Source organism: Salmonella sp. SAL04202, assembly GCF_046550775.1.
Taxonomy (GTDB): Bacteria; Pseudomonadota; Gammaproteobacteria; order Enterobacterales; family Enterobacteriaceae; genus Salmonella; species Salmonella enterica.
The window spans coordinates 1,857,569-1,883,348 of sequence record NZ_JBGDXK010000001.1; the positions used below are offsets into that span (position 1 = coordinate 1,857,569).

Below are 25,780 nucleotides of genomic sequence, written 5' to 3' on the forward strand. Positions count from 1 at the left end.
CATCCGGCAAAGAAGCTTACAAGGCTTTTGGCTTATAGCTATGTAGCGCATTGCGTCCCAGCACAATCCCGGCACCGATCATCCCACCCAGCAATACAGCCAGCACAAGAGTAATGGCTTTTTTCGGGCTATCGCGACGGACCGGCAGCGTCGGCTTCATCACATAACGATAGACGTGCACCGTATCGGCAGTCACTTTCAGATTTTTAATGTCCAGCAGTGTCTGCTTCGTCTGGTAATAGGCCGGAGAAAAGACCAGTGGACGCGTCGCTTCGTTCTGTATCATCGATTTTAGCGCATCGCTCCCCAGCAGGAACATCGTGTCCTGGGTAACATCCTGGGTTTGCTGAATCTGCGGCTGCGTGATTTTGGCCTCATCCGCATAGCGCAACGCTTCTTCGATTTGCTTAATACGCAGATCTTTTTGCTCCTGCGCCACAACTTCCTGCGTCTCAAGGGACTCCTGCAACGTTTTGGTTTGCAGCGTGATGTTATCTTTCAGGTCAACTTCCAGTTCCTTAGCGACCTCTTCATCCACCTGTTGGATATATTCCGCCAGCCGACGCTGCGCCCCTTCAGCGGTAGTACTCACATAAGAAACCGAGAGCGGCAGCGTCTGCCCCTTTACCGACTGTTCAATGGTGAGCTTTTCCCGCTCTTTCTGATTATCCAGCGCTTCCGATAATGCGGAAAACGCAGAGCTAAAGCGGCTTATAAAATTCGCCTGCACTTCAGAGATTTTGGGGGCATTCCCGCCATACAAGACGTTGAGCGCGTTGGTATAGGTGGCAACCTGCGCAGCATCAGGTTGGGTAATAATCGCCGTGGATGTCCATTTTTCTTTGGCTATCATCAGGTAGCCTACGGCCAGCAAAATGGCGATAATAACGGCTACAATAATGGTCATCTTCCCACGCCATAACTGTAGCAATAACTCAATTAAATCAATCTGTTCCGGATCGTTCCCACGCCCGGAAGACGTATTACTATCCACTGTCATAGATACCCTAACTAAAAAAAGGATGAAGCTGGAGACAGTGTAGTCATAAAGTAAATATATGCCATAGGATTAATGATAAAAATCAGACATTATTTCCATATGGTCAATAAATCATCGGGACTCATCAGCCCCGATTGCCTTATTAATCACTACCGAAAAGATCGCGGGTATACACTTTTTCAGCGACATCCAAAAGCTCTGCCGCCATCCTGTTGGAAATAATGACATCCGCCTGCTGTTTAAAGCAGTGCAAATCACGTTCAAGACGTGAGTTAAAGAAAGTATCTTCTTCCATTACCGGCTCATAGATGATGACCTCTACGCCTTTCGCTTTAATGCGCTTCATAATCCCCTGAATCGATGAGGCGCGGAAGTTATCGGAGCCACTCTTCATAATCAGGCGATAAATGCCCACCACTTTAGGCTTTCTGGCGAGGATAGCGTCGGCAATAAAATCTTTACGCGTACGGTTTGCTTCAACGATAGCGGAGATAATATTATTAGGCACCGACTGATAATTAGCCAGCAACTGTTTGGTATCTTTTGGCAAACAATATCCGCCATAACCAAAAGAGGGATTATTATAATGATTGCCAATACGCGGGTCGAGGCACACCCCTTCAATAATTTGTCGGGTATTTAATCCTAACGTTTCAGCATAGCTGTCTAATTCATTAAAATAAGCGACTCGCATAGCGAGATAAGTATTGGCGAAAAGTTTAATAGCTTCCGCCTCAGTGGAGTCCGTAAACAGCGTTGGAATCTCCTGTTTAATAGCGCCTTCCTGGAGTAATGCGGCAAATTCTCTGGCGCGCTCAGACTGTTCCCCAATCACGATACGGGAGGGATAAAGGTTATCGTAAAGGGCTTTACCTTCACGTAAAAACTCCGGAGAGAAAATGATATTTTCTGTCGCAAACTTCTGACGCATTGCCGCCGTGAAGCCAACCGGCACCGTAGACTTAATAATCATCACTGCTGCGGGGTTGATGCTGATCACATCCTGAATGACCGATTCCACACTGGACGTATTAAAATAGTTAGTTTTGGGATCGTAATCCGTAGGCGTAGCAATGATGACGTAATCTGCATTCTGGTACGCATCAAACTTATCCAGCGTTGCCCTGAATCTGATGTTATCTTCCTTTAAAAATTGCTGAATTTCTTTATCAACAATCGGAGATATCCGATCATTTAACAGTTCAACACGGGAAGGAACAATGTCTAACGCCACCACATCATGATGTTGTGCAATAAGCAAACCATTAGACAAGCCAACATAACCCGTCCCGGATATCGTGATTTTCATTATTCGCTCTCAGAATTAACTTAATTATGAATCATGATGTATTTCGCATCCTGATAAGATATTAAAGTTTTAACGCCTGAGTATATAAAGTGCAACGCAGACGAAAACAATTCAGATTATCTTCATTACGATAAACACAGATTATTAAGTTAATATTAAGCAAAAGCGATAAATCAATAAGAATAGAGATAAAAAAAAGCCCGGTATTAAACCGGGCTTAAACATTTTTGCAGAAATTATTCCAACCATTCGGTATGGAAAATGCCTTCTTTATCAGTACGTTTATAGGTGTGCGCACCAAAGTAGTCACGCTGCGCCTGAATTAAGTTAGCTGGCAGTACTGCGGCGCGATAGCTGTCATAGTAGGCCACTGCCGCAGAGAATGTCGGCACCGGAATGCCGTTCTGCACCGCGTAAGCCACGACATCACGCAGCGCCTGCTGGTACTCATCAGCAATTTTCTTGAAGTAAGGCGCTAACAGCAAATTGGCAATACCAGCGTTTTCTGCGTAAGCATCGGTGATTTTCTGCAGGAACTGAGCGCGAATGATACAACCCGCACGGAAAATCTTAGCAATCTCGCCGTAGTTGAGATCCCAGTGATATTCATCAGACGCGGCGCGTAACTGCGAGAAGCCCTGCGCATAGGAGACGATCTTGCCAAGATACAGCGCGCGACGCACTTTCTCGATAAATTCCGCTTTGTCGCCCGCCGGCTGCGCTTTCGGGCCGGAGAGCACTTTAGATGCGGCAACACGTTGCGCTTTCAACGAAGAGATGTAACGCGCAAAGACGGATTCGGTAATCAGCGACAGCGGTTCGCCCAGATCCAGCGCGCTCTGGCTGGTCCATTTACCGGTCCCTTTGTTGGCGGCTTCATCAAGAATGACATCCACAAGGTAGTTTCCGTCTTCATCTTTTTTAGTGAAGATGTCTTTAGTGATGTCGATCAGATAGCTGCTCAGCTCGCCGTTATTCCACTCAGTAAAAGTGTTCGCCAACTCTTCATTGCTGAGGTTCAGGCCGCCTTTCAGCAAGGAGTAAGCTTCAGCGATAAGCTGCATATCGCCATATTCAATACCATTATGGACCATCTTGACGTAGTGACCCGCACCATCGGCGCCGATATAGGTCACGCACGGTTCGCCATCTTCTGCCACAGCAGCAATCTTCGTCAGGATCGGCGCCACCAGTTCATAGGCATCTTTCTGACCGCCAGGCATGATAGATGGCCCTTTCAGCGCGCCCTCTTCACCACCGGAAACGCCGGTACCGATAAAGTTAAAACCTTCCGCAGACAGCTCGCGATTGCGACGGATTGTGTCCTGGAAGAAGGTGTTACCGCCATCAATAATGATATCGCCTTTTTCCAGATACGGTTTCAGCGAATCGATAGCTGCATCAGTACCTGCGCCCGCTTTCACCATTAACAGGATACGACGAGGCGTTTCGAGGGATTCAACAAACTCTTTCACCGTGTAATAAGGCACCAGCTTTTTGCCGGGATTCTCGGCAATCACTTCTTCGGTCTTTTCACGGGAGCGGTTGAAAACGGAGACGGTATAACCACGGCTTTCGATGTTGAGCGCGAGGTTGCGCCCCATCACTGCCATACCGACGACGCCGATCTGTTGCTTGGACATTACATACTCCTGTCAGGTGTAGAAACCCTGCCACAAACGGTCATGGCAGGTTAAAGGTGAATAGTATGTTAACTCAAAGGTATGATATTAAGGTAGCGATTGATGCGTTCAGATTTTACGCAGGCTATTTTATACAATTATTATTCAGTACTTCTCGGTAAGCTTAATACGCACCATCTCGCCGCAAAACAACTTTCGCTGTTTTAAACAGAATGGCAATATCATTCCAAAGCGTCCAGTTTTTAACATACCAGGAATCAAAATAAACACGAGTGTCATAATCAACATCATTACGCCCACTCACTTGCCATAGACCTGTCATGCCCGGCTTTGCCATCAAATAATAATCAACATCATCACAATAACGCTCCAGTTCATCCGAAACGATAGGTCGTGGTCCAACCAGGCTCATATCACCTTTTAGTACATTAAAAAGTTGTGGCAACTCATCAAGGCTAGTTTTACGTATAAATCGACCTACAGCTGTGATTCGAGGATCATTTTTCAGTTTAAAATCTTTTTCCCATTCAGCCCTAGCAATAGGATCGTTAGCCAAAAGTTCTTTTAGTACCTCTTGAGAATTCATAATCATAGAACGAAATTTATAGCATGGAAAAAGTTTTCCATGCCGACCTACTCGCTGGTGACCATAAATAGCCGGACCACCATCTCGAGTAACTTTATACCACAGATAAATCATAAGTGGTGATGCAATTATAAGAATTATTATTGAACAAATAATATCAAATGTCCGTTTGAGAAAACGGGACGACCTTTTAGCCAAGTTATTTTGTATCCTTAATAACATAACTTCATGGCTAAAGATAAAAGACATATCAGTATTATATAATGGCAATCCTCTAAACGAGGGGACTACAGTAACAGAACGACAATGATGTTTTGAAAGTTCACGTAGCCAAAAATGTGTTTTCTCCAACTCGGTGTATTCATAAGCAAGGATATAATGGACATCACCTGTACGATTTAAATCCCAAATAGTCTCAGAGTCCTTTATCACCGGCAACATATTTATTTCAGCATCTGACGCATCCTTATCAAAAAAAGCGATAACATCAAACCCCATCATCTCCTCACTTTGCAGCGCAGAATATGCACCACGAGCATTCTGTCCGCTCCCCAGGATGATAGTTTTTTTCTTCCAGATACCTAGCTTGTTCAATAAATGCTTTGTAAGTGCGCGAAAAAAAGGCACCAGGATTATGGCAAAAGTCCAACAAAACACCCAGACATAGCGTGAAAACTGCCATTTTGTAAAAGCAATTAAAGCCAAATCAAACACAGCAAAAATAACGATAGTACGAATAACCTCTTTCAACTCATACCAGAATGGCTTTCGATATGTATAGTGACGCAGCCGAACCCAAAACCATCCAACGCATACTATAGATAGAATAAAATGTGATATAAATCGATTATCCAATTGCTCTTGTGGTACAAATCGCTGAACTTCATCAAAGATTAAATATACAACACCTAGCGATGCCCATAAGGCTACATTAAAAAACAATAAATCTGATATAGCCAATAATATTTTGCATAAATTTGGGTTATACTTATTATCAAAACGATCCATTTAATCCTCACCCTCAACCTGGGTACCAGATAACCAGACAAAGTATTACTGGAAAGAAACGCTCTATATCAACAGCCATTAAGCTCTACCCAGTTTGCTTTTGATATTAGAGAGAACAGTTTCAACAATATTACATGCATCCTCTTGCGAGTCAGCCTCCGCATAGCAACGCAACTCAGGGGCATTGCCTGAAGGTCGTAAATGAATAATATTATTGTTATCGATAGTGATTCTAAAGCCATCAGTAACATCAGAATGTAATATATGATGTTTATTAAAACCAATATACTGCAAAAAATCCTCTTGATCTGTCAGACCAAGATTTATTAGAGACATACTTGTTTTAACACTTATATCCTGTAATCTGTTTGAATAGGTATAGCGAGCAGGAAGTTTTTTAACAAGCTCACTAATACTTTTGTCCTTACTACCAAACAGAAGCATAATGGCAGGTAATAAAGCATCACGTGTTGGTAATGCCTTAAGTAAACGCTGATTAATATAAACATCGCTACCTAGCAGAAAGCCACCATTCGCTTCAAAACCAGCTATACAATTATAGTTTGCAGATAATTTAGCAAATGCTGCAATCACATAGGGTGAACCAATCTTTGTTCGTTCCACATGTTTAAAAAAGTTACCAGATGAGATTGTACTGTTGCAGCTTACAGGAATAGCGACTGCATCAGCAGCTAATTCGAGAGAGCACAGAAGGCCTAATATATCTCCTCTTAACCAATTTCCATATTCGTCAGCTATCAGAGGGCGATCTCCATCACCATCAGTTGAAAATATAGCATCTAACTGATATTTTTTTGCCCATGTGATTGCTTTATTTCTATCATCTTCACTTACAGCTTCAGTATCAATAGGAACAAATTCGTCGCTCCTTGCTAAACTAACAACTGTAGCACCCAACATTTTGAATAACGTCTTATAGAGATCACGACCCGCACTAGAATGCTCATAAATTCCAATGCGCTTATTTTTTAAGAATGGCATTGGAAATAATGAGGTATATCGTAGAATATAATTTCTAGCAGCGATTGTGGAAATTGTCAATTGTTCAAGCTTAGGCTTCATAAATGAGGCTTCAACATGAATAATAGCATTCTCATCATCTTTAGTAATTTCACCATCTGGCCTATAAAATTTCAGGCCATTACGGTCAAAAGGGATATGACTGCCAGTAACCATGATTGCAGGTACTTTATCGGAAATTGATTGATGAGCTAAAGCAGGTGTTGGAATTACGCCATAGTAAACGGTTTTAATTCCTTTTTCTTGCAAAGCAGCAGCACAAGCTTGAGCCATCGCGTAACTGCTTGGACGATTATCAATTGCGAGCGCAACCGTTGTAAATGAGAATCTTTGCTGCATTACTGTCAAAAAGGAAATGGTAAATGCTGCGCAAACTTCGGGTGTAAAATCGGTAACAAGGCCGCGGGCACCACTGGTTCCAAAATTAATTCCAGATTTGTTGATAACATCGTAAGTATTATATATATTTTTCATCAATTCATTACTCCAGATATCCAGAATGTTTCTCCAGGCGAATAATATCATCCTCCGCAAGATAGGTGCCAGATTGAATTTCTATTAGTTCTAATGGAATAGTCGCGGGGTTTTTTAACGTATGAACTGTATTAGCAGGTATAAATGTTGATTCATTCTCCGAAATTGTAAAAATTTCTTCCCCCTTAGTAATACAAGCAGTACCAGATACCACTATCCAATGCTCAGCACGATGGAGATGCATCTGAGCAGCAAACTTCGCGCCTGGTTTAACAGTTATTCTTTTAACTAAATAATTATCGCCACTATGAATTACGCTAAATTTTCCCCACGGTCGGAAAACCTCTAAATGTTTTTTATGTTCGTTTCTATTATTAGCTTTTAAATAATCAACAACTTTTTTAACATCCTGGACTGAATCTTTATCAGATACTAATAAGGCATCTGCTGTCTGCACGATAACTAAATTATTTACTCCGATTGTACTAATAAACGATTTTTCAGAATAGATATAATTATCTTTACTATTATATGCAAAAATATCGCCATGTAATACATTACGTTGTGGATCTTTCTTAGAAATATCCCACAGTGAAGACCATGACCCCACATCTGACCAGCCGGCATTCATCGGTACGACAACTGCATGCCTAGTATGTTCCATTACCGCATAATCGATAGAATCACTAGGGCACATTGCGAATGCTTCTTTATCAATACGGATAAAATCAAGATCAGGATTAATACTCCCTACCGCATTTTCACATGCTTGGTAAATATCGGGGGACAGATCCTTTAATTCTTGTAAGTAACTACTTGCACGAAAAAGGAACATACCGCTGTTCCAATAATATTTCTCTGATTCTACATAATGACGCGCTGTATCGAAATCAGGCTTCTCTACAAATTCGGCTACAGAAAAAGCATCTTCCCCGATTGCTTCACCTCTACAAATATAACCGTAGCCAGTTTCGGCCTGTGTGGGTACAATACCAAACGTTACTAGCTTACCTTGTGTTGCAAAAAATTCAGCGTGATTGATAGCTTTAAGAAACACTTTCTCATCGCGGATGACATGATCCGCAGCAAGGACAAGCAAAAGCGGGTCTTCATCGACGACATTCTGAAGTGAACAAAAAGCGGCCAGCGCTATAGCTGGGGCTGTATTACGCCCCACTGGCTCTAATATGATGTTATTTGCTAGTTTATTTATAGCTCGAAGTTGTTCAGCGACAAGGAAGCGGTGACTATCATTACAAATGACTAAAGGTTCTCCAGCCAAAAGAGGAGTCAATCTTTTAATGGTGTTTTGCAGCATAGATAATTCACCATCTACGCTTAAAAACTGTTTCGGATGCTCTTCACGTGAAAGTGGCCACAAACGGCTACCAATCCCACCGGCCATTATTACTGGTATTAATTTAGACATTCAATAAACCATAATTAACGTTTAATAATCTGTTCTGTTTTGAAAAGATTCCACTTTTCATTAACAAAGTTCTTAAATTCTTGTTCAAATCTTGATCGAGAAAATTTTTCTGCATTTTTTCTACAAGCCTGAGATGTAAAAAATGATGCATTTTTTTCAAACTCACTAACAGCTTCATGCAAAGAAGCAATATTCTGTTCCTTGAAGAAAATGCCAGTCGGTTCCTCTATACCTAGTGGGCGAACGGTTTCTAAGGCCCCTCCCTTCCCAAAGGCAATAACAGGGGTACCGCAAGCTTGAGCTTCGACAGGTATTATTCCAAAGTCCTCTTCCGCTGCAAAAACAAACGCCCTGGCGCTCTGCATATACTCTTTTAAAACAGGAAATGATTGATAACCGAGCAATTTTATATTGTCTGTAGCCTTGCTCTTTATTTTTTTCATCTCCGGTCCATCACCAATAACTACTAATTTCTTTTCCGGCATTTTACTAAAGGCTTCGACAATAAGATCAATACGTTTGTAGGGTACCATACGGGATGCTGTGAAATAATAGTCTTGCTTTTCATTTTTTACTTCAAAATTATCCACATCTACAGGCGGATATATAACTGAAGCCTCACGTCTGTATACTTTTTTAATTCTACGCGCGATATATTGAGAATTAGCTATAAAATGATCAACCCCATTTGCGGTTCGAGAATCCCAAATTCGTATTTTGTGAAGAAGCCATTTTGCTAACCAACCTTTAATTCCTTTATTCAGGTTAGACTCATTAAGGTACTGATGCTGTAAATCCCACGCATATCGAATAGGAGAATGAACATAGCTAATGTGAAGCTGATCTGGTCCGGAAATAACACCTTTTGCAACGGAATGGGCGCTACTAATGATGATATTAGCATCTGATAAATCAAGTTGTTCAATAGCCAGTGGCATTAGTGGTAAATATTTCTGGTAAAATTTTTTAGCTTTAGGTAAATTTTGAATAAATGTGGTAGTCGCATATTTCCCCAGAAAATGTCTTCTTTGTTCATCCGTTAGAAAATCAACCACCGAATATAACTTCGCTTCAGGGAAAATATGCAGGATGGCAGATGATACCTGTTCGGAGCCTGCATAACTTAATAACCACTCATGAACGAGAGATATTTTTATTTCATTTATTTCCATCACATGCCTCTGTCAGTACCATTTCAATCTCACTAACCACGTTTTGCCAATTGAACCTCTTTGCCCGCAAAAGCCCCTTTTGGATTAAATGCTTACGAAGTTCAGAATCATTAATTAACCTCGAAATTCCTTTAGTAATAGCATCTTCCGAAAGAGGGTCGACAAGAATCGCTGCATCTCCAGCCACCTCTGGCAATGATGAAGTTAGAGAAGTTAATACAGGAATACCACAGGCCATGCTCTCCACTACAGGTAATCCAAAACCTTCATATAAAGAAGGGAAAACTAATCCTAACGAGCCCTTATATAACGATGGTAAATCTTTTTCAGACACGAACCCAAAGAACTTTACACGTTCACTTAAACCATGTTGTATTATTAGTTTTTCTAAATCATTACAAGGATTACCAGTAAAAACGAGTTTTATTGCTGGATCAATATCTGCTTTGGCAAAGGCAGATATAACACACTTCTCATTCTTATGAGTTTTTCTGTTTCCTACACATAGCAAATATTTATAGCCTAAATTCAATGGTTTTACATCGGCATTAAATAGACTAGATACCCCATTATATACCGTGACTATTTTATTAGGGTTTACACCTGACCATGCTACTATTCTTTCTTTTGAAAAATTCGAAACTGTGAATATTTTATATGCTTTTCTACAACCGCGCTTTATTATAAAATTATAAAATAACCTCTTAAAAAGAGAGGAATTATCATTTAAATCCAGATGATTTAGATCATGTATTGTTATTATGAACTTTTTCGAACAAAAAAGTGGTGGGATATAGCCAGGAAGAAAAACCACATCAGTTTTCTTTCGCAGAAAAATATTGACTGCTAAACCTAATGGGGCCAGCGGAGAAGCACATTTTCTATATAGTTCCTCCTTAGATATATCACATAGTAGTTTAGAAATTTCATCAGTAAAACGTCCAATACCCCCTTTATTAGACCAACTAATATCCATCAAAACCTTTTTATTATTCATTATCGCGTGCACCGTCTATTTGTTAATTTTAAAAATGGAATCAAAGCTAAAACTGTCCAATAATATATAGAAAAAGTTGATGACGAAGGTGCTGAACTTAACGCTGCACTTATAAAATATATACTTCCAAAGAGAAAATATAATCTATAGTGCATATTGCTACAATGACTGCCATATATTCTATTTAGTAAAGTTGAAGAATAAAATTGACTTGCTAGATAAATAATATTTATGATTAAGCCAATAATACCAGTCTCAAGGGCGATCCAGAAAAAATAATTATCCGTATTTAACCTATTATCTTTTACCGAAAGCATGTTTCCTGAACCTTGAGTACCCAGACCTATACCTGATGGATGTTCTGACAGGAAGTTTAATGAATTAATTGCCATATCTATCCGTCCCTGTGTAGATCCACGCGATGCCTGAGACGAATCTGTAAACCTGCCGATCAAAATTTCTGTATAGTTGTCAAAAATATTAGTAGAAATTGCTAAAACGGGTATAATTATTACAAATAAAGTTATTCCACAAAGAAGCATCTTCCGATTTGAAATTATATAAAGTGCGTAAATAAGCGCAGCAACAAGTATTGCTCCTCTAGTAAGACTCATGCAGATCGCTATAAATAGCACAAAACTAATAATAAGCATCAATAATCTTTTATATCCTTGGGAAAAACACTCCATACATAACAAAACACCTAATGTGAGCATATATCCAAAATTGAGAGCATCACTAAAACCGCCTGTAGCCCGGACCATCCCATCATAGCTATTAATTAAGTTTAATTGTTCTCCTGCATAATGCTCATCATATCCGAGCAATTTAATGAACTCTCCATTCATTAGTACATCAATAATAGATATTGTCGCAACTATAAACATTAGAAAAATTATGTAGCAAACTATTTTTTCAATATTTAAGGATTGCGGGTATGATACTTTTAAAATCACTAATGCTATGAAAACTGCCGGGAATAAAATATAACTCCGCCCCCCCATAATTGCTTGAATTTTATCCGGTGAGAATATAGTTAACGCTATTACCCATAGTATTACCGCCGACCATGAAAAAATAGTAAAAATCAACGGAAAATAAGTTTTTTTCCTATCAATGACAAATCGAACTAGCACTAACGCCACAAAAAATACATTGAGTACATCCCTTAGGATTGCTCCTGGTGGAAATGGCAGCATACCCACCATCCACGAACTAATATATGGAGAAAATAAGTTAACGCCTAATATCGCAGCAAGAAGTATATTCATAACATTTTTTGAAAGTGGAGGTTAAATACCAAGACGCGGAGTACCGCCTTTTTTGCTACGAATGTATTTAATTAAAGCATCATAGCCCCTCCGTTTTAGTACATACCCTAAAAAGGCATGCACATAGAAAAGCTTTTCATTTGAAAATCCCATTTCCCGAAATTTATTTATCATTTTAATATAAGTATAAAGAGGCAAGTCGAGTTGATCTCGAATATAAGGATAAAAATAGTTCGCTAAGTCTTTTCTAATTCCAGCATAAACGCCATCAATTTTTGTTGTATCTTCTATATATTTTGCAATTAGCAACAAGCCTTCAACCATATGTATACGGCCCTCTGGTTTATACCCCCCCGGGGTGAAAACTCCTTTTTCAGTTCCAGCGTTACCAAAGTCAGGAGCCTCTGTATCCCTCGACAATGTCATCACGTCGCTAAAATAGTATCCCTGACCTTCAGCCATTAGCATACCAGCAAGGTACATTTGATAATATAAACGCCCATCAAATAAATCACTCGATAGTTTTTTTGCTTTTTCAGCATTGACAATAAAGCCTGAAATAACTCCAACTCTACGGAAGAAAAATTTAATGGCATCAGCCCCCGGCTGAAATAAAGTATCGTCTGTTAAATGACGAACAGTATCACATAACTCATTCGGATTTTCCTTAAACCAACCATACGCTCGCGTAGCCAATACAATTTCAGGATTAGCCTTCAAAACTTTCACTATTTTTGATAACGCTCCATCTGCTAATAGATCATCGTTGCCCATGATCATGCAATATTTACCTGTCGTCAAACTAATGCATTTTTTTAAATTCTTATCATAGCCTAAATTATCTTCATTGAAATTAACATGAAGATTATGTTTATTATTTTTTGCTTTATAGTTTTCGATAATAGAGTTTATCTCATCTCTTTGTGGAGATTTATCTTCACAAACAATGACCTCAAAATCATTATTGTTTAAACAATAATCTTGATTATATATGCTATCCAGTAGTGGCTCTAAAAACTCAGCTCTATTATAAGACGGTATACAAATACTGATAAAAACATTCATTTTAAAATACCTTTATTACTTTAGCAGGAACCCCACCAATTAAACATGGCTTATCGACTTTTAAATCCTTGACGACTGAATTAGCTGCGATTACACAGCCATCACAAATTTCACTACCAGCCAGAATTACTGCATTATCTCCAATCCAGCAGCAATTACCTATTTTAATAGGAGCAATATCACCTAATGGCTTATTTGCTGGCGGTTCTATTTTCGGACTGCATACTTTATAACTGCCATGGCTATGATCGCCTATATAAACTTTGCTACCAATTAATATATCGTTTTCTAAAATTAAACATGATACGCAAGAAATATGAACATTATCACTTAAACATATACGATCACCTATGTACAAATAAGGTTCAAATTTTCCATCACCATAATTATATACAGCTTCAATCCAGCAGTTATCACCAACCCGCATACTACCCCATTTGGAAGAGGTGTTATTTTTTGCAGAGTAAGGTTTGACATTCAATTTAAAATTCTTCCCAACCATTTTAAAATCATATCCGCTAAGCAGAACAAAAAACTTCGCTTTTAATTTCCGCCTAACTTTACTCAATAATGATATGATAAGATTTAATTTTAATCTTAAAATATAGACAAGCATTAGATAGTCCTATAAGTCGTTTTCAGCAAACCACCTTGAATAATTTTTATTTATGCATTAAAACCGTCTTTATAATATATTTTATTTTTCTAAATAAAGGCACAGTTTTAGGGTATAGATAGAAAAACCTAAGCCCATATTTATATATAATTAAATCTATAAATGCACTATCGCAATCTCTTAAATAATTATTTGTAGCAAAATTTTTGGTTTTATCTTCATCGCCTATGAAGTTAAGTAAGAATAAACATGCTGATGCGCGAACTCTCTTACTTACACGGTGCTCTCTGGGATAAAAAACATCAAAGATTGTCGCAAGATTATTAGAAAAAACCTTATATAAATGATATCCACCTGAATTATCTGGCTCAGCCTCAATTATATTATTATGGATAACTGCGAACTCTCCACCCTGTTTAAGTAATGGCAATTGCCATGTTAAATGCATAAGATATTTTCCAGTAGTTTGCGGACTGAAAATACCAACGGCTTTGACAATTGCATCAGTTTTCTTACATATCATTCCAGAAATAAACGTGAACATAACTTTCACTTCTGAAATAAAATCTACATCATTTGTGTAGAATGACGTCCTCACATCAGCATTATAATTTAACTCAGTCTTTGCTGCTGAGTTTACATACACCATATCTAATGCAGGCCGGGTCTTTAATATCGAAAAAACCTTCGAAATACCATTTTTGACTATTAGATCATCATCGCCAATCATCCAAAGATATTTTCCATTTGATAACTCAAAACATTTCTGGAAGTTACCATCCATTCCTAAGTTTTCTTCATTTAGATGATAAGTACTATTTCTTATTTTATCTAAGCCACTCTTGGCTATTCTTGCTGTTTCATCTGTTGAAGCATTATCACAAACAATAACCTCGAGTTCATCATGACAATAGTTCTCCTGTTGAATTATACTATCAAGTAAACGAGCCAAACATGAAGAGCGGTTATATGTCGGAATAGCAATAGTAAGAAGAGGTTTTTTACTCATAAGAACTCTTGAATCTTTTAAAGATTATATAAGTTTGAGGAACAAAATATAACCACGTTAGTGCTGCATACATTAACATGTAGAACCTCGAGTACTCTAAATATGCAACAAACAACATTGTAGTTATAGTCAAGAGAGCCATTATACATGATGCCAATGTCATTTTTTCAGTTTTATGCGCTCTTATATAGGTTGCAAAGCAAGCTACAATGTGATTACCAATAATTGCTAAAGATAAAAAGAAAAAATCCTGTAATCCCAAAAACCGCTCGCCAATGTTTGAACCAGATAATTTCAATAACCATAATGAAATGTATACACCAGTTAACCCTGTCAAGACAAAAAAGGATGATTGCATTACTGCACTTTTGAACGATTTACTCAGTTCCGCAAGTTGTTTGTTGGAAACCATTACTCCCCATTTTGGATATTTAGTGGATATCCAAGCCAGGCCCGTAGCCATTACCATATTGCATAATGTTAAAGACATCCCTAACTGCCCTGCATATATAGCCCCGAAATATTTGAATGCAATGGGGGTCATAACAAAATAAATAAAATACCCTGACATCCAACTTAGAGCAATTCGCCATTGCATAGGAAATATTTCATTAACCCATGAAATACCACCTTCAGTATATTTATTTTTATGCCTTAAGGATTGCAGGAAAATTTTTTTAAAATACTTATATGAAAATATGGAGAAGATGATAGTCCCTGAAATAGCTATTGCAGACGTAGCATATAGTCCAAAGCCACTAATAAGTAAGCTTACTGCCAATATACCAGCTAACAGCGACTGATACATTCTCATTTTATTCACATCAGTAATTAACCCACTCCCTTCAGCGACAGAAAGTACAGAAACAAGAAAAATATTAAAAGCTGTAACTATTGTTAATAATAACCATGCCCCTTGCCAAGGTACACCTAAGCCTTCTTTTTGCGTAAAAAAAACATACCCGATGGGACCGACTATTAATATTATTAGCAAAGCTATTACTGCATACCATTTTATTGCCAACCGAAATAACGATAGGTAACGTTGCTTATTTTTACTTTCACCTATAATATCTCGTTCAGAATAATCATATTTTAACGCTGACATTTCGTGGCTAGCGAATTGAATGATTACCGTTGATAGCCCCAATTCAAATATTATCTGTAGTGCCACTACTGAATTAAATGTATAATAATAGCCCTGTGCGTCTTTAGATAAATAGTGTGATATTAACATTATTAACAGCAAACCCGTTAATACAGATATTATCTTACCAAAAATAACATAACGAATTGCTTTATCTACACCTAACACTCTAATAATACGATTCATTAATCTTTCATACTCAACATTTTTTTCACACCCTTCTCAATAGAAAACTCGGCACTCCAACCTAATTGAGTCAAGAAAGAGGTATTTGCATGTGACTCCATAATCTCATCATCACGCATCGCAACTGCACCATAATTTATCTTACTACTACTATGCGTTTCTTTTTTTATTATCTCAAACACTTCTTTTAGCTCTATCGATTTTCCAGTCCCCACCTCGACATCATAGTGTCCAGCGTTAAAACCCTCCTTTAAAATTTTCAAATAGGCCGAAACAACATCATCTATATAAATAAAATCTCTTTTCTGCCTGGCGATCGTACAATCAATATCTTCATTGTTTTTCATTTTTTTGATAATATACGGGATTATTTTACCTGCTTTATCCCTCTCACCGTAAACATGTTCTAAACGTAAATTTATAAAACAAACGTCTGGATGTTCCTCTACGTATATTTTTGATAGTTCTACAAAATGTCTTTTAGATGCCATGTAAGAACGCATATATCCATAGTGCTTCTCATATTTCCCAAAAAAAGAGTCAGTAGAAATAAAGAATTTAGTTTTAAGCGCTGGCATTAACTCAAGCAGTCTTGTTGGTAACAGAACATTACATTTATATTGTTCAGATATAGGGGTTCTGTTTCGACCATAGTCTGTTGCAATATGGACAATCGCATGAATATTCATAGATGATTGACATATTTTTTCTATATCTTGTATATTCAACCATTCAATCAAGGTATTGATAATCGTTGGCTCGGTTATAGGACGCTTTAATGCAATAATACTATAACCTTCCTTTATGAGACTATGTAGTAGATGGGTACCTACAAAGCTAGTAGCGCCAGTCATTAGGATTTTCTTATTCACATCAAGCATCCTATTCTAAAAATTAGAAATTTAAACCAAAAAATTCTTCAAACTTACTTACGACATAATCTAAATGCTCTGTAGTCAAGCCTGGATAAATACCAATCCAGAACGTTTGATTCATTATACGGTCGGTATTTGTCAACTCACCCACTACACGATATTTCACATTAGCAAAATACGGTTGGCGAATCAGATTTCCAGCAAACAGTAAACGTGTACCGATTTTTGCTTCATCAAGGAATTTCACCAGTTCGACACGGTTAACACCGCTAGTTTCTTTCAGGGTGATAGGGAAGCCAAACCAGGATGGGTCTGATTTCTCTGTTGCTTCTGGTAATTCGAGGAATTCAGTGCAAGATTGCAAACCCTGTTTCAAATAGGAAAAGTTAGCTTTACGCTGCTCTACAAACTCTTCCACGCGTTCTAACTGAGCCAGACCACATGCTGCCTGCATGTCCGTGATTTTGAGATTATATCCGAGGTGGGAATAAGTATATTTGTGATCATAGCCTTGAGGAAGTGACCCCAATTGCTGACCAAAACGTTTACCGCAGGTGTTATCGCATCCTGGCGCACAATAACAATCCCGGCCCCAGTCACGGAACGACTCAATAATTTTCTTTAGTTCACCTGACCTGGTGAATACAGCACCACCTTCACCCATTGTGATATGGTGAGCCGGATAAAAACTAACGGTTCCGATGTCACCAAAGGTACCTACCATCTGGCCTTCATAAGTCGTCCCAAGGGCATCACAGCAGTCTTCAATCAACCATAAGTTATATTTATCGGCAATCCGACGAACTTCACTCAGGTTAAATGCATTACCGAGTGTATGAGCGATCATTATCGCTTTTGATTTCTCAGTAACTGCAGCTTCAATGAGAGAGGCATCGATATTATATGTCGGGATATCAACATCCACGAATACCGGTATTAAACCATTCTGGATCGCCGGGTTAACTGTAGTCGGGAAGCCAGCAGCGACAGTAATAACCTCATCACCAGGTTTGAGAGCACGCTCGCCTAATTTTGGGGAGGTCAGCGCAGTCAGTGCCAGCAAGTTTGCCGAAGAGCCAGATGTAGTCGTTAAAACATGAGGAACCCCAATAAATTCCCCAAGTTTTTTCTCAAAGGCATCATTGAAACGACCAGTAGTTAGCCATCCATCAAGAGACGCCTCAACCATCAATTGTAACTCTTTGGCACCAATAACCTTCCCGGAAGGAGGCACAACGCTTGTACCTGCAACAAAAGGTTTCGGGCTCAATGCCTCATTCGCATACTGAGCGACAAGCTGAGAGATTTGCTCACGCAGGTTATTTGCTGTCATTACTTTGATTCCTTAAACTTATTTTCTTAACGAGTAGTTGCAGACATATAGTCGCTGATTTCACGCTTTGAACAAATCAACATATCTTCGCCGCGAATCCATGCTTTATGCCATTTTACGATGCGACCAAGTGTTTCAGTCAATCCCCAACGCGGATGCCATCCTAATTGCATATTTGCTTTAGAGCAATCCAGTTTCAGGTAATGTGCCTCATGAGGATGATTCTCACCATCCAGTAACCAGCTTGCATCATCACCCCAAAGCGTGACCATCTTGTCAACAATAAATTCGACCGTCTTCGCATCTTCATCACGCGGGCCGAAATTCCATCCTTCAGAAAACTTAGCACCTTCTGTATATAAGCGTTGCGCCACCACAATGTAACCAGAAAGAGGCTCCAGTACATGCTGCCAGGGACGGATAGAATATGGGTTTCGAATAATAACCTGCTGGTTATTTTCAAATGAGCGCAGAATATCGGGAATTAAACGGTCTTTAGCCCAATCGCCTCCGCCTATGACATTACCAGCCCTCACAGACGCCAAACCAACGCCATGTTGCTCATAATTTGCAGGATTGAAGAATGAGTTCCGGAATGCAGACGCGACTAATTCTGCACAACCTTTACTATTAGAGTATGGATCGTACCCTCCCATGGGTTCGTTCTCACGATAGCCCCACACCCACTCACGATTGTCGTAGCACTTATCACTGGTGATATTTACGACTGCCTTTATGTTACCTACTTGCTTAACTGCTTCAAGCAAATGGACAGTACCCATAACATTTGTTGAGTATGTTTCGATTGGCTGTTCATAAGATAGGCGCACTAAAGGCTGGGCTGCCATATGGAAAACAATTTCTGGCTTAAATTCTGCAATAGAATTGCGCAGCTTTTCAAAATCACGAATATCGCCAATATGAGATTCCATAAGATCATTAAGACGCACTATCTCAAATAAACTTGGAACAGTTGGCGCATCAAGTGCATAGCCTTTTACAATTGCACCCATTTCAGTCAGCCATAGCGAAAGCCAGCTTCCTTTAAAGCCAGTATGGCCGGTAACGAATACACGTTTACCTTGCCAAAAATTTTTATCAATCATCTACTTACTCCCAGGTTTTCCACGGAGCTTTACCTTTTTCCCACAGCCCTTCAAGGTAAACTTTATCACGTAGGGTATCCATCGGCTGCCAGAAACCTGGGTGTTCAAAAGCCATTAACTCCCCCTGTTGTGCCAATGTCATTAATGGCTCTTGTTCCCAGGTTGTTGCATCGTTATCGATGAGATCGATAACCGATGGATTCAACACAAAGAAACCACCATTGATCATTGCCCCATCGCCTTTCGGTTTTTCCTGGAATGACCGGACCTGACCAGCTTGGATATCTAATGCGCCAAAGCGTCCAGGTGGAAAAGTAGCTGTTAAAGTCGCTTTCTTACCGTGAGCCTTATGGAAATCGATAGTCGCTTTGATATCAAGGTCGGCAACGCCATCACCATAAGTAAACAGGAAAGCCTCGTCATCTTTTACGTATTCAGCAACACGTTTCAGACGACCACCAGTCATTGAAGAATCACCCGTATCAACCAATGTGACATTCCATGGTTCAACACGTTTGTGGTGAACTTCCATACGGTTTTCAGCCATATGGAATGTTACATCTGACATGTGAAGGAAGTAGTTCGCAAAATATTCTTTAATCACATATCCTTTATAACCACAGCAGATAATAAAATCCTTGATACCATGCACAGAATACATTTTCATAATGTGCCAAAGAATAGGCTTGCCACCAATTTCTACCATCGGTTTTGGTTTTACAATTGTTTCTTCACTTAGTCTGGTACCAAGTCCACCAGCCAGGATGACCGCTTTCATAAATTACCCTCAATATTATTTAGATGCAGTAAATGCATCAGAATAGAAATGTTCTACAGAGAGATTTTTCATCATAAAGTCCTTTTTACTGGCATCGATCATCACAGGTGAACCACATGCATATATATCGAAGAACTCTAGAGAATCAAAATCATCCATCACGGCATGATGGACAAATCCCTTTCTCCCCCCCCATTCGGCGTCATCACCAGAAACAACAGGGATATAGTGAACGTTGTCGTACTGTTCACTCCACTGCTGCGGTAATGCAGAGTAAAAATCTTTACTATCTTGCATTCCCCAGTAAATGTAGATCTCACGACGACATTTCCCCTGAATGAGATGCTCAACCATTGATTTAACTGGAGCGAATCCAGTACCGCCTGCAAGGAAGATTATAGGTCTGTCACTTTCACGAATAAAAAATGTTCCGCAAGGCCCTTCAATGCGCATAAGAGTATTTTCTTGTAACTCCCCAAAAATGAGCGAGCTCATCTGACCATTGGGAACATTCCTTACATGCAACTCAATACCATTCGACTCATCACTATTAGCGATAGAATAACTGCGAGTTACACCTTTATAATGTAAATTGATATACTGCCCTGGAAGGAAGCCAATTTTTGCTGTTGGTGGTGTGCGTAACTTCAAAGTCATAACATCGCCTGAAACCAGTACAGCACTATTTACCTTGCATGGGACAATTTTTTTTGTCTGTCCAGCTAGTTCAGGAAAAAAATGCGCATTTAGCTCAAGGGCGGTTTTAGGTTTACAGCAGCAGGTTAGTATTTTATCACCCTGTCCAAAAATATTACCTTTGGAGTCAACAACTTCTCCCGCCAACAAATCGGACTCACAGATACCACAATCACCCGCTTTGCAGCTATGTTCAAGATGGATGCCAGCCGATAGCGCAGCATCGAGGATTGATTCATCCTCTCTACCGGAAAATTCAATATTTGATGGAAAAATCTTAATAATATGAGACACGATGCTTACTCTGTTAACAAGGCTTGATCCAGTAAAGGTGCTGCAGCATCTTTTGCTGAAAGCTCAGGCAGCTGAGAAAAAGGCCATTCAATACCTATTGTCTCATCATTCCATAGAATGCTACCTTCCGATGAAGGTGAATAATAATTAGTTGCTTTGTACAAAAACTCTGCATAATCACTGAGAGTAACAAAACCATGAGCAAAACCTTCTGGAATCCAAAGCTGTCGCTTATTCTCAGCAGATAGATTTACGCCAACCCACTGACCAAAAGTAGGCGACTCCTTTCGGATATCGACCGCAACATCAAAAACCTCACCGACAGCACAACGAACTAACTTACCCTGTGCATTTGCTCCTCTCTGAAAATGCAGCCCTCTAAGTACGTTCTTTTTGGATTTTGAATGATTATCTTGAACAAATGTAATTTTACGTCCAATCAACTTTTCAAAGGTCTGCTGGTTATAACTTTCAAAAAAGAATCCCCTCTCATCACCAAAAACTTTAGGCTCTAAGATCAAGACATCTGGTATTGCTGTTTTAATCACAATCATCACTTATAAACCTTTCACCATCGTCAGCAAATATTTGCCATAATCATTTTTTAATAATGGCCCGGCCAGTTCTATAACCTGTTGTGCATTTATAAAATTTTTACGAAATGCGATCTCTTCCGGGCAAGACACTTTCAGACCCTGGCGTTCTTCGATGGTTGCAATAAAATTACTGGCCTCTATCAAACTCTGATGCGTCCCTGTATCCAGCCAGGCATAACCGCGCCCCATCATAGCGACAGACAATCTTCCCTGATCCATATAGATACGGTTAATATCCGTGATTTCTAACTCACCGCGAGCGGAAGGCTTAAGATTTTTCGCCATCTCCACCACGCTATTATCATAAAAATACAGCCCCGTTACCGCGTAATTACTCTTCGGTTGTAACGGTTTTTCTTCCAGACTAACGGCTGTGCCATTTTGATCAAACTCAACCACACCGTAGCGCTCTGGATCGTTTACATGATAAGCAAAGACGGTAGCACCACTTTCTTTATTAACGGCAGCTTCCATTAACTTTGGTAAATCATGACCATAGAAGATATTGTCACCCAGCACTAATGCACAATCATCATGACCAATGAACTCTTCACCAATAATAAACGCCTGTGCTAAGCCATCCGGGCTTGGCTGTACTTTATATTGAAGATTCAGCCCCCACTGGCTGCCGTCTCCCAGCAGTTGTTGAAAACGCGGCGTGTCCTGTGGCGTACTGATGATCAGGATATCCCGAATGCCTGCCAGCATAAGCGTGGAAAGGGGATAGTAAATCATCGGTTTATCATAAATTGGTAGCAATTGCTTACTTACCGCCATGGTCACCGGATAAAGACGAGTGCCGGAGCCCCCCGCTAAAATAATGCCCTTACGCGTTTTCATTTCCATTTCTCATTCATAGAAAATGCCCTGATGGGCATTTAAATTTATCAGATGGTTGTCGTCGTAAACATTTCAGTCAGCATACGCTTAACTCCTAATTCCCATTGCGGCAGAATAAGGCCAAAATTACGCTGAAACTTTTCAGTATTGAGACGCGAATTTCCAGGTCTGCTCGCCGGCGTCGGGTAGGCGCTGGTCGGCACAGCATTAAGCTCAGTAAGCGCAAGTGTTATCCCTGCCTTACGCGCCTCGTCAAAGACTAAGGCCGCGTAGTCATGCCAGGTTGTGGTTCCCCCGGCAACCAGATGGTAAAGACCTGCGACTTCTGGTTTCTTTAACGCCACACGGATCGCATGGGCCGTGCAGTCAGCCAGTAATTCCGCACCGGTTGGCGCACCGTACTGATCGTTGATGACTGAAAGTGTCTGACGCTCTTTCGCCAGACGAAGCATTGTCTTTGCGAAATTATTGCCCTTACCGGCATAAACCCAACTGGTGCGGAAGATAAGATGCTTAGGGCAGTTATCCTGCAGGGCCTTTTCTCCCGCCAGTTTGGTCTTGCCATAGACATTCAGCGGCGACGTAGCGTCCGTTTCCTGCCATGGGATATCGCCGGTACCAGGAAATACATAATCGGTTGAATAATGCACTACCCATGCGCCAGTTTCGTTGGCTGCTTTAGCGATGGCTTCCACACTGGTGGCGTTAAGTAACTGCGCCAGTTCTGGTTCAGACTCTGCTTTATCTACTGCAGTATGGGCTGCTGCGTTAACAATCACATCGGGACGAAGCTTACGAACGGTTTCGGCAACGCCTTTCGGATTGCTAAAATCACCGCAAAACTCTTTTGAATGGACATCCAGAGCAATCAGATTCCCCACTGGTGCCAGAGAACGTTGCAACTCCCAGCCTACTTGCCCTGTCTTACCAAAAAGTAAGATATTCATTACTGGCGTCCTTCATAGTTCTGTTCTATCCAACTCTGATACGCCCCACTTTTAACATTGTTTACCCATTGAGTATTTGCAAGGTACCATTCCACTGTTTTACGAACACCACTTTCAAAGGTCTCCAGCGGTTTCCAGCCTAATTCGCGGCTAATTTTACCTGCATCAATGGCATAACGACGATCATGGCCCGGACGATCCGCGACATAAGTGATTTGTTCACGATAAGAAGTCGCTTTGGGTACAATCTCATCCAGCAGATCACAGATGGTAAATACCACATCAAGATTTTTCTTCTCATTGTGGCCACCAATGTTATAAGTCTCCCCCGCCTTGCCTTCAGTCACTACCATATGAAGCGCGCGAGCGTGATCTTCTACATATAGCCAATCGCGAATCTGATCCCCTTTGCCATAAATTGGCAAAGGCTTTCCTTCCAGTGCGTTCAAAATGACCAACGGAATCAGTTTTTCAGGGAAGTGATAAGGGCCATAGTTATTAGAACAATTGGTAACGATCGTTGGTAGACCATAGGTACGCCGCCAGGCACGGACTAAATGATCGCTGGATGCTTTTGACGCAGAATAGGGGCTACTTGGCGCATATGCCGTCGTTTCAGTAAATAACGGCAGCGTAACGCTGTTTTCAACTTCATCAGGATGCGGTAAATCGCCGTAAACTTCATCAGTGGAAATATGATGAAAACGAAAATTATTTTTTTTATCTTCGCCAAGGGCAGACCAGTATTTACGCGCAACTTCAAGAAGTGCATAGGTGCCGACGATATTGGTTTCAATAAATGCTGCTGGCCCGGTAATCGAACGGTCCACATGACTTTCCGCAGCCAAATGCATCACCGCGTCCGGCTGGTACTGCTCAAAAATACGCGTTATTTCAGCGGAATCACAAATATCCGCGTGTTCAAAATTGTAGCGATTACTTTCAGAAATATCAGAAAGGGATTCAAGATTACCGGCGTAGGTTAATTTATCAATATTAACTACAGTGTCCTGTGTATTCTTAATAATATGGCGGACAACAGCTGATCCAATAAAACCTGCCCCGCCAGTAATAAGTATCTTCACTTTTCTATTCCATAAGGCGTATTTAATGTGGTATTTAATTTGCCAATAAAAATTAATTGCTCAAGTCGTTACACACGCTACCGCCCCTGGCTCATCAGCTACCAGTGCACTGCGTACATATCGACTTGTTACAAACCTCGCCCAGCAGGGCAAAGCTCACTAAAACTTAAACGCTAATTGTCTTATTAATTGCATCCGGAAACAAGGATTAATCTTATAAAATCAGCATTAAAATGCTCCAGATAACCCCTTGTTACTTAAGCCCTTTATACAAAACTAAAACGGCAGTCAACACTCGTTTCAGCCAACTTGCCGCTTCGAATGTTCACTGCCGTTATTATGTTTATCACCAACCATTTATCACGGTTGTTAATACTTATTCATGCAAAAGCTGCTCTATGCTCTTACGGAACTTCGCTCCTTCTTTCAGGTTGCGCAGCCCGTACTTCACAAATGCCTGCATGTAGCCCATTTTTTTACCGCAGTCATAGCTGTCACCCGTCATTAGCATCGCGTCAACCGACTGTTTTTTCGCCAGTTCTGCAATGGCATCGGTGAGCTGGATACGGCCCCAGGCGCCCGGTTCGGTTCTTTCCAGTTCCGCCCAGATGTCGGCTGAAAGCACATAACGGCCTACCGCCATCAAATCGGAATCCAGCGTCTGCGGCTGATCCGGTTTTTCGATAAACTCCACAATCCGGCTGACTTTGCCTTCATTATCCAGAGGTTCTTTCGTCTGGATAACGGAATACTCCGATAAATCACCTTTCATGCGCTTCGCCAGCACCTGGCTGCGACCCGTTTCATTGAAACGCGCCACCATCGCCGCAAGGTTATAGCGCAGCGGATCGGCGGTAGCATCATCAATAATAATATCCGGGAGTACCACAATGAAAGGGTTATCGCCCACGACCGGACGCGCGCACAGAATAGAATGCCCCAGCCCTAACGGCTGCGCCTGGCGAACGTTCATAATCGTTACGCCCGGTGGGCAGATAGATTGCACTTCCGCCAAAAGCTGACGCTTAACGCGCTGTTCAAGAAGTGATTCAAGTTCATAAGAGGTGTCGAAGTGGTTCTCAACGGCGTTTTTAGACGCGTGAGTCACCAGTACGATTTCTTTGATCCCTGCAGCCACAATCTCATCGACAATGTACTGAATCATTGGCTTGTCGACGATCGGTAGCATCTCTTTTGGGATTGCCTTGGTGGCAGGCAACATATGCATACCCAAACCCGCTACCGGTATAACTGCTTTCAAATTCATCATTGTTTCT

Annotated in this window: 22 protein-coding genes and 1 pseudogene; all 23 read right to left on the minus strand. The window is 40.4% G+C overall.

Features of this window, described 5'->3' with window-relative positions:
- Nucleotides 1–16 precede the first annotated feature (16 nt).
- Nucleotides 17–1,000 carry an LPS O-antigen chain length determinant protein WzzB gene (gene wzzB, locus ACLJQJ_RS09390; protein WP_063809124.1) on the minus strand — a complete coding sequence of 328 codons (984 nt, stop codon included), beginning with the start codon at nucleotides 998–1,000 and terminating at the stop codon, nucleotides 17–19.
- Nucleotides 1,001–1,142: 142 nt separating this feature from the next.
- Nucleotides 1,143–2,309, minus strand: a complete 1,167-nt coding sequence (gene ugd, locus ACLJQJ_RS09395; RefSeq protein WP_000704825.1) for a UDP-glucose 6-dehydrogenase — start codon at nucleotides 2,307–2,309, stop codon at nucleotides 1,143–1,145.
- A 236-nt stretch (nucleotides 2,310–2,545) separates the two neighbouring features.
- On the minus strand, nucleotides 2,546–3,952 hold the full coding sequence (gene gndA / locus ACLJQJ_RS09400) for an NADP-dependent phosphogluconate dehydrogenase (protein ID WP_000043532.1): 1,407 nt from the start codon (nucleotides 3,950–3,952) through the stop codon (nucleotides 2,546–2,548).
- Between the two features lie 163 nt (nucleotides 3,953–4,115).
- Nucleotides 4,116–5,546, minus strand: a complete 1,431-nt coding sequence (locus tag ACLJQJ_RS09405) for an undecaprenyl-phosphate galactose phosphotransferase (protein ID WP_063809123.1) — start codon at nucleotides 5,544–5,546, stop codon at nucleotides 4,116–4,118.
- Nucleotides 5,547–5,624: 78 nt separating this feature from the next.
- Nucleotides 5,625–7,061: a phosphomannomutase gene (locus ACLJQJ_RS09410; protein WP_000790547.1), complete on the minus strand. Its 1,437-nt coding sequence runs from the start codon at nucleotides 7,059–7,061 to the stop codon at nucleotides 5,625–5,627.
- Between the two features lie 7 nt (nucleotides 7,062–7,068).
- On the minus strand, nucleotides 7,069–8,490 hold the full coding sequence (locus ACLJQJ_RS09415; protein WP_000040079.1) for a mannose-1-phosphate guanylyltransferase/mannose-6-phosphate isomerase: 1,422 nt from the start codon (nucleotides 8,488–8,490) through the stop codon (nucleotides 7,069–7,071).
- A 14-nt stretch (nucleotides 8,491–8,504) separates the two neighbouring features.
- Nucleotides 8,505–9,662 (minus strand): glycosyltransferase family 4 protein, encoded by a 1,158-nt coding sequence (locus ACLJQJ_RS09420; protein WP_001529342.1) that lies wholly within the window; start codon nucleotides 9,660–9,662, stop codon nucleotides 8,505–8,507.
- The gene (locus tag ACLJQJ_RS09425; RefSeq protein ID WP_001060529.1) at nucleotides 9,649–10,659 is read right to left on the minus strand and encodes a glycosyltransferase family 4 protein; all 1,011 of its coding nucleotides are present in this window, start codon (nucleotides 10,657–10,659) and stop codon (nucleotides 9,649–9,651) included. The genes ACLJQJ_RS09420 and ACLJQJ_RS09425 overlap by 14 nt, the downstream gene beginning before the upstream one ends.
- Nucleotides 10,659–11,858, minus strand: a complete 1,200-nt coding sequence (locus tag ACLJQJ_RS09430) for an O-antigen polymerase (protein ID WP_001529369.1) — start codon at nucleotides 11,856–11,858, stop codon at nucleotides 10,659–10,661. The genes ACLJQJ_RS09425 and ACLJQJ_RS09430 overlap by 1 nt, the downstream gene beginning before the upstream one ends.
- A gap of 93 nt (nucleotides 11,859–11,951) precedes the next feature.
- Nucleotides 11,952–12,995 (minus strand): glycosyltransferase family 2 protein, encoded by a 1,044-nt coding sequence (locus ACLJQJ_RS09435; protein WP_001100432.1) that lies wholly within the window; start codon nucleotides 12,993–12,995, stop codon nucleotides 11,952–11,954.
- 1 nt (nucleotide 12,996) lies between these two features.
- Nucleotides 12,997–13,611 (minus strand): acyltransferase, encoded by a 615-nt coding sequence (locus ACLJQJ_RS09440; protein ID WP_077950911.1) that lies wholly within the window; start codon nucleotides 13,609–13,611, stop codon nucleotides 12,997–12,999.
- A gap of 46 nt (nucleotides 13,612–13,657) precedes the next feature.
- Entirely contained in the window at nucleotides 13,658–14,620 is a 963-nt protein-coding gene (locus ACLJQJ_RS09445) for a glycosyltransferase family 2 protein (RefSeq protein ID WP_023224550.1), read from the minus strand.
- The gene (locus ACLJQJ_RS09450) at nucleotides 14,613–15,953 is read right to left on the minus strand and encodes a hypothetical protein (RefSeq protein ID WP_063809122.1); all 1,341 of its coding nucleotides are present in this window, start codon (nucleotides 15,951–15,953) and stop codon (nucleotides 14,613–14,615) included. Before ACLJQJ_RS09450 ends, ACLJQJ_RS09445 begins: the two co-directional genes overlap by 8 nt.
- Nucleotides 15,953–16,834 carry a CDP-abequose synthase gene (gene rfbJ / locus ACLJQJ_RS09455; RefSeq protein ID WP_000887842.1) on the minus strand — a complete coding sequence of 294 codons (882 nt, stop codon included), beginning with the start codon at nucleotides 16,832–16,834 and terminating at the stop codon, nucleotides 15,953–15,955. The genes ACLJQJ_RS09450 and rfbJ overlap by 1 nt, the downstream gene beginning before the upstream one ends.
- 13 nt (nucleotides 16,835–16,847) lie before the next feature.
- Nucleotides 16,848–18,161: a lipopolysaccharide biosynthesis protein RfbH gene (gene rfbH / locus ACLJQJ_RS09460; RefSeq protein WP_000126351.1), complete on the minus strand. Its 1,314-nt coding sequence runs from the start codon at nucleotides 18,159–18,161 to the stop codon at nucleotides 16,848–16,850.
- Between the two features lie 26 nt (nucleotides 18,162–18,187).
- The gene (gene rfbG / locus ACLJQJ_RS09465; protein ID WP_000565903.1) at nucleotides 18,188–19,267 is read right to left on the minus strand and encodes a CDP-glucose 4,6-dehydratase; all 1,080 of its coding nucleotides are present in this window, start codon (nucleotides 19,265–19,267) and stop codon (nucleotides 18,188–18,190) included.
- Between the two features lie 4 nt (nucleotides 19,268–19,271).
- Nucleotides 19,272–20,045 (minus strand): glucose-1-phosphate cytidylyltransferase, encoded by a 774-nt coding sequence (gene rfbF, locus ACLJQJ_RS09470; RefSeq protein WP_000648783.1) that lies wholly within the window; start codon nucleotides 20,043–20,045, stop codon nucleotides 19,272–19,274.
- A pseudogene (locus ACLJQJ_RS09475) lies at nucleotides 20,042–21,035 on the minus strand (CDP-6-deoxy-delta-3,4-glucoseen reductase). The gene rfbF and the pseudogene ACLJQJ_RS09475 overlap by 4 nt, the downstream one beginning before the upstream one ends.
- 5 nt (nucleotides 21,036–21,040) lie before the next feature.
- Complete coding sequence (gene rfbC / locus ACLJQJ_RS09480) at nucleotides 21,041–21,592, minus strand: dTDP-4-dehydrorhamnose 3,5-epimerase (protein ID WP_000973714.1); 552 nt, start codon at nucleotides 21,590–21,592, stop codon at nucleotides 21,041–21,043.
- A complete protein-coding gene (gene rfbA, locus ACLJQJ_RS09485) occupies nucleotides 21,593–22,471 on the minus strand; it encodes a glucose-1-phosphate thymidylyltransferase RfbA (protein ID WP_000857530.1) in 879 nt (292 codons plus the stop codon).
- Between the two features lie 47 nt (nucleotides 22,472–22,518).
- Nucleotides 22,519–23,418 carry a dTDP-4-dehydrorhamnose reductase gene (gene rfbD / locus ACLJQJ_RS09490; RefSeq protein ID WP_001023659.1) on the minus strand — a complete coding sequence of 300 codons (900 nt, stop codon included), beginning with the start codon at nucleotides 23,416–23,418 and terminating at the stop codon, nucleotides 22,519–22,521.
- Complete coding sequence (gene rfbB / locus ACLJQJ_RS09495) at nucleotides 23,418–24,503, minus strand: dTDP-glucose 4,6-dehydratase (RefSeq protein ID WP_063809121.1); 1,086 nt, start codon at nucleotides 24,501–24,503, stop codon at nucleotides 23,418–23,420. The genes rfbD and rfbB overlap by 1 nt, the downstream gene beginning before the upstream one ends.
- A gap of 376 nt (nucleotides 24,504–24,879) precedes the next feature.
- Nucleotides 24,880–25,773, minus strand: a complete 894-nt coding sequence (gene galF / locus ACLJQJ_RS09500; RefSeq protein WP_000981469.1) for a GalU regulator GalF — start codon at nucleotides 25,771–25,773, stop codon at nucleotides 24,880–24,882.
- Between the last annotated feature and the right edge of the window lie 7 nt (nucleotides 25,774–25,780).